The organism is Staphylococcus schweitzeri, from assembly GCF_002902405.1.
Taxonomy (GTDB): Bacteria; Bacillota; Bacilli; order Staphylococcales; family Staphylococcaceae; genus Staphylococcus; species Staphylococcus schweitzeri.
In genome coordinates, this window is the sequence record NZ_PPQS01000007.1 from 21,094 (window position 1) to 27,294 (window position 6,201).

Annotated in this window: 6 protein-coding genes and 1 pseudogene; all 7 read left to right on the top strand. The window is 31.6% G+C overall.

Annotation, left to right across the window (positions count from 1 at the left end; genetic code table 11):
* Positions 1–4 precede the first annotated feature (4 nt).
* The 7 genes and pseudogenes from CD116_RS01510 (at position 5) to dltD (ending at position 5,803) form a co-directional block, all read left to right on the top strand.
* Complete coding sequence (locus CD116_RS01510; RefSeq protein WP_047551777.1) at positions 5–964, top strand: 2-hydroxyacid dehydrogenase; 960 nt, start codon at positions 5–7, stop codon at positions 962–964.
* 422 nt (positions 965–1,386) lie between these two features.
* Positions 1,387–1,497: pseudogene (locus CD116_RS01515) on the top strand (hypothetical protein).
* Between the two features lie 43 nt (positions 1,498–1,540).
* On the top strand, positions 1,541–1,693 hold the full coding sequence (locus CD116_RS01520) for a teichoic acid D-Ala incorporation-associated protein DltX (RefSeq protein ID WP_000837751.1): 153 nt from the start codon (positions 1,541–1,543) through the stop codon (positions 1,691–1,693).
* Between the two features lie 15 nt (positions 1,694–1,708).
* Positions 1,709–3,166 (top strand): D-alanine--poly(phosphoribitol) ligase subunit DltA, encoded by a 1,458-nt coding sequence (gene dltA, locus CD116_RS01525; RefSeq protein WP_047551780.1) that lies wholly within the window; start codon positions 1,709–1,711, stop codon positions 3,164–3,166.
* Positions 3,163–4,377 carry a PG:teichoic acid D-alanyltransferase DltB gene (dltB, locus tag CD116_RS01530; protein ID WP_047424580.1) on the top strand — a complete coding sequence of 405 codons (1,215 nt, stop codon included), beginning with the start codon at positions 3,163–3,165 and terminating at the stop codon, positions 4,375–4,377. The genes dltA and dltB overlap by 4 nt, the downstream gene beginning before the upstream one ends.
* A 17-nt stretch (positions 4,378–4,394) precedes the next feature.
* The gene (dltC, locus tag CD116_RS01535) at positions 4,395–4,631 is read left to right on the top strand and encodes a D-alanine--poly(phosphoribitol) ligase subunit 2 (protein ID WP_000395692.1); all 237 of its coding nucleotides are present in this window, start codon (positions 4,395–4,397) and stop codon (positions 4,629–4,631) included.
* Positions 4,628–5,803, top strand: coding sequence for a D-alanyl-lipoteichoic acid biosynthesis protein DltD (gene dltD / locus CD116_RS01540; protein WP_047531152.1), 1,176 nt, complete (start codon positions 4,628–4,630; stop codon positions 5,801–5,803). The genes dltC and dltD overlap by 4 nt, the downstream gene beginning before the upstream one ends.
* Positions 5,804–6,201: the final 398 nt, after the last annotated feature.

Here is a 6,201-nt window from a genome sequence, read left to right on the forward strand (position 1 = left end):
GTATATGATTAAAATAGTTGTTTCTAGAAAAATACCAGATAAATTTTATCAGCAATTATGCGAATTAGGTGACGTTGAAATGTGGCAAGAATCTTTAGTGCCCATGCCACAACAACAATTTGAAACAGCACTACATGATGCAGATGCTTGCTTTATTACATTAAGTGAACATATTAGCACACAAACTTTAGCAAAGGCACCTAAGTTAAAAATTATTGCGAATATGGCTGTGGGATATGACAACATTGATGTTGAGAGCGCAACATTGCACAACGTTATTGTTACAAATACTCCAGATGTATTAACTGAAACTACAGCGGAATTAGGGTTCACATTAATGCTTGCTACGGCGAGACGCATAGTGGAAGCTGAAAAATATATCGAAAGAGACGCATGGCAAAGTTGGGGACCTTATTTGTTGTCAGGAAAAGATGTTTATAATTCAACTGTTGGAATTTTTGGAATGGGTGATATTGGAAAAGCTTTCGCAAGAAGGTTAAAAGGATTTAATACGAAAATCCTATATCATAACCGTTCTAGAAATAAAGATGCCGAGATACAATGTGACGCAACGTATGTATCTTTTGAAAAACTGTTAGCAGATAGTGATTTTATAATATGTACGGCACCTCTAACAAAAGAAACTAAATATAAATTTAATAAAGATGCGTTTAAGCAAATGAAAAAAGATGCAATATTCATTAATATTGGTAGAGGTTTGATTGTTGATGAAACTGCTTTAATAGAAGCATTAGACAATAAAGAAATATTAGCTTGTGGTTTAGATGTATTAGCGACTGAACCAATTGACCATTTGCATCCATTAATGGGACGTGATAATGTCATTGTTACACCACACATTGGAAGCGCATCTGATACGACACGTGATAATATGGTTCAATTATGCATTGATAATATTAAAGCGGTACTTAATCATTTATCTCCACGAACGCCAATTAATTAAAAAGTATTGGTTGCGACAAAACTAATAAATGCCACACTGTAATTATATGTAATAACACCGATTAATGTTGTTCTAATATTGAGTTAATGCTGCAACAATAATAATGTTCGTGTCAATGTTTGCTTAATATTAAATTAGTTTTGATGTAATTTGATTTCATGTCATCGTTATCAATTGTTATAAATCCCGCATAATGACAGTACAATGGCATTTTAAAAATGAAAATTATGGTGAGAATTATTCCACCAAAATCAGCAACGAAAACAACAGACTCACCATATAACTAGCTTGTACAGATGGTGAGTTTTAAATTTGTGACACATATAACAAAATTGTTATATAGACTGTAATTGTCTATTACTTAAATAACCTTTAAAATGAATGATGTTCTCAACAAAGTTACGTTTTACAATTAATGACTTATAACAACCATATACTTTGTTGAACCTATAAATTAAAAATTGAATTTCATTATGAATATCGATATAATGAATTGTAAAAAACAAATTATTAAACGTATTTTATATTGTTGATCTTTATAAAGACGTTTTTATTAAGAACTTTAAGAGGTGCTTTATGAAATCTAAAAGTAAACAGCCACCTAATAAATATGTAGAAGCATTTAAACCATATTTATTAACAATATTGTATTTAGCAATATTTATTACTTTATATTTAATCTATGGCAGTGGCGATACACACAATAACTTCATTTATAATGAGTTCTAATGAGGGAGACTTAATATGACAGATATTATTAATAAACTGCAATCATTTACAGATGCAAATCCAGAAAGCATTGCAGTAAGACACACAACAGATGAATTAACTTATAAACAGTTAATGGATGAGTCTAGTAAATTAGCACATCGACTACAAGGCAGTAAAAAGCCGATGATTTTATTCGGTCACATGTCACCATATATGATTGTTGGGATGATTGGTGCTATTAAAGCGGGATGTGGTTATGTACCAGTTGACACTTCAATTCCTGAAGACCGTATTAAAATGATTATTGAAAAGGTACAACCTGAATTTATATTTAATACAACGGATGAATCATTCAATAGCATAGTAGGTGAATTATTTACAATAGAAGATATTAAAACATCTCAAGACCCGGTAATTTTCGATAGCCAAATTAAAGATAACGATACTGTATATACTATCTTTACATCCGGTTCAACTGGTGAACCAAAAGGTGTTCAGATTGAATATGCAAGCTTAGTTCAATTTACTGACTGGATGTTAGAACTTAATAAATCTGGAAATGAACAACAATGGCTAAACCAAGCTCCATTTTCATTCGATTTATCTGTTATGGCTATTTATCCATGCTTAGCTTCTGGAGGTACATTAAACCTTGTAGATAAAAACATGATCAATAAACCTAAATTATTAAATGAAATGTTAGCTGCAACACCGATAAATATTTGGGTTTCAACACCATCATTTATGGAAATGTGTTTATTGTTACCTACACTTAATGAAGAACAGTATGGAAGTTTGAATGAATTTTTCTTCTGTGGCGAAATTTTACCTCACAGAGCTGCAAAAGCGTTAGTAAGTCGTTTCCCAAGTGCTACGATTTATAACACATATGGCCCAACAGAAGCAACAGTAGCAGTGACAAGTATTCAAATTACACAAGAAGTTTTAGACGAATATCCGACATTACCAGTAGGGGTAGAACGTCCGGGTGCAAGGTTATTTACAACTGATGAAGGTGAACTTGTTATCGAAGGCCAAAGTGTAAGTTTAGGTTACTTAAAAAATGACCAAAAAACAGCTGAAGTATTTAACTTTGATAATGGTATTCGTACATACCATACAGGTGATAAAGCTAAATTTGAAAACGGTCAATGGTTCATTCAAGGACGTATTGATTTCCAAATCAAATTAAATGGTTACAGAATGGAATTAGAAGAAATTGAAACACAATTACGTCAATCTGAGTTTGTAAAAGAAGCAATTGTTGTACCTGTGTACAAAAATGATAAAGTGATTCACTTAATCGGAGCAATTGTACCAACAACAGAAGTTACTGATAACTTAGAAATGACTAAAAATATTAAACATGATTTAAAATCACGCTTACCAGAGTATATGATTCCTAGAAAGTTTGAATGGATGGAACAATTACCATTAACTTCAAATGGTAAAATTGATCGTAAGAAAATTGCAGAGGTAATCAACGGATGATTCCATATGGCGATTTTACATTCTTCTTAATTGCTTTAATTGCACTATTACCAGTCATTATACTTGGATTTTTAGGTAAGCGAAGTTACATTTATAATGGTTTAGTGACAGCATTTATGATTGTGTTAATCTTTTCTTCAGATAGACATAATCTGTTTGATCAAAAGTATTTAAGTGTACAATTAATTAGTTTCATTATTTACATTGTATGGCAAGTATTATTGATTATGTTTTATTATCATTCAAGACCGAAAAATAACTCATTTTCAAAATTTGTTATTGTAATGGTTTTATCAATATTGCCATTAGCATTAGTTAAAGTTTTACAAAGCACATGGTTAGGTGGACATCAAATTCATTTCCATGAAAGTAAATTAATCGAATTCGTAGGATTCCTTGGTATTTCGTATGTTACTTTCAAAAGTGTACAATTAATTATGGAAATTCGTGATGGTTCTATTAAAGAAATCAAAGTATGGAAATTGATTCAATTCATTTCATTCTTCCCGACGATTTCATCAGGACCTATCGATCGTTACAAACGTTTTGTTAAAGATGATAAAAAGGTACCAACTGGTAATGAATACCGTGAATTAGTACTTAAAGCAATCCATATGATTATGCTTGGTTTCTTGTATAAATATATTATTGCTTACTTTATTAACACATATGCAATTATGCCATTACAATTAGACTTGCATGGTTTTACAAATATGTGGCTATATATGTATGCATACAGCTTATATTTATTCTTTGACTTTGCAGGTTACAGTTTATTTGCAATTGCATTTAGTTATTTATTCGGCATTAAGACACCACCAAACTTTGATAAACCTTTCAAAGCTAAAAATATTAAAGATTTCTGGAATAGATGGCATATGACTTTATCATTCTGGTTCAGAGATTGTATTTACATGAGATCTTTATTCTACATGTCTCGTAAGAAATTATTGAAGAGTCAATTCGCAATGTCTAATGTGGCATTTTTAATTAACTTCTTCATAATGGGAATTTGGCATGGTATTGAAGTGTATTACATTGTCTATGGTTTATACCATGCAGCATTATTTATAGGTTATGGCTTTTATGAACGTTGGCGTAAGAAACATCCGCCACGTTGGCAAAATGGTTTCACAAATGCACTTAGCATTGTGATCACATTCCATTTTATAACATTTGGCTTTTTAATCTTCTCAGGTAAACTTATATAATAAAGGAGAAATTAATTATGGAATTTAGAGAACAAGTTTTAAATTTATTAGCAGAAGTAGCAGAAAATGATATTGTAAAAGAAAATCCAGACGTAGAAATCTTTGAAGAAGGTATTATTGATTCTTTCCAAACAGTTGGATTATTATTAGAGATTCAAAATAAACTTGATATCGAAGTATCTATTATGGACTTTGATAGAGATGAGTGGGCAACACCAAATAAAATCGTTGAAGCATTAGAAGAGTTACGATGAAATTAAAACCTTTTTTACCCATTTTAATTAGTGGAGCAGTATTCATTGTCTTTCTATTATTGCCAGCAAGATGGTTTACAGGTTTAGTAACTGAAAAAACTGTAGATGATAATAGAACTTCATTGACAGATCAAGTACTAAAAGGCACACTCATTCAAAATAAGTTATATGAATCAAATAAGTATTATCCTATATACGGCTCTAGTGAATTAGGTAAAGATGACCCATTTAATCCTGCAATTGCATTAAATAAACACAACTCGAACAAGAAAGCATTTTTATTAGGGGCGGGTGGTTCAACAGATTTAATTAATGCAGTTGAGCTTGCATCACAGTATGATAAATTAAAAGGTAAGAAATTAACGTTTATTATTTCACCACAATGGTTTACAAACCATGGTTTAACAAATCAAAACTTTGATGCTCGTATGTCTCAAACTCAAATTAATCAAATGTTCCAGCAGAAGAATATGCCTACTGAATTAAAACGACGTTATGCAAAACGTTTATTACAATTCCCGCATGTTCACAATAAAGGTTACTTGAAGTCTTATGCCAAAGACCCACAAGAAACTAAAGATAATTACATCTCTGCTTTTAAAGAAAATCAATTGATTAAAATTGAAGCAATTAAGTCATTGTTTGCAATGGATAAATCTCCATTAGAACATGTGAAACCTGCTACAAAGCCAGATGCTTCATGGGATGAGATGAAACAAAAAGCAGTAGAAATTGGTAAAGCTGATACTACAACAAATAAATTCGGTATTAGAGATCAATACTGGAAATTAATTCAAGAAAGTAAACGTAAAGTTAGACGTGACTATGAATTTAATATTAATTCTCCAGAGTTCCAAGACTTAGAATTACTAGTAAAAACAATGCGTGCTGCTGGTGCAGATGTTCAATATGTAAGTATCCCATCAAATGGTGTTTGGTATGATCATATCGGCATTGACCAAGAGCGTCGTCAAGCAGTTTACAAAAAAATCCATTCTACAGTAGTAGATAATGGTGGTAAGATTTACGATATGACTGATAAAGATTATGAAAAATATGTTATCAGTGATGCAGTACACATTGGTTGGAAAGGTTGGGTTTATATGGATGAGCAAATTGCGAAACATATGAAAGGTGAACCACAACCTGAAGTAGACAAACCAAAAGAATAAAATACAAATAGCACATAACTCGATGATAGATTATTAATCCTTCTAGAGTGTATGTGCTATTTTTATATCTAAAAATCCTCAAAAAGGACTTATGAAAAGTAAAATTTTATCTATCAGGGAGTGGGACAGAAATGATATTTTCGCAAAATTTATTTTGTCGTCCCACCCCAACTTGCATTGTCTGTAGAAATTGGGAATCCAATTTCTCTTTGTTGGGGCCCCGCCAACTTGCACATTATTGTAAGCTGACTTTCCGCCAGCTTCTATGTTGGGGCCCCGACCCAACCTGCATTGTTTGTAGAATTTCTTTTCGAAATTCTCTTTGTTGGGCCCCTGACTAGAATTGGAAATGATAATTTAATAATGTACACTTTTGATTGTTTACACATGTACAATTT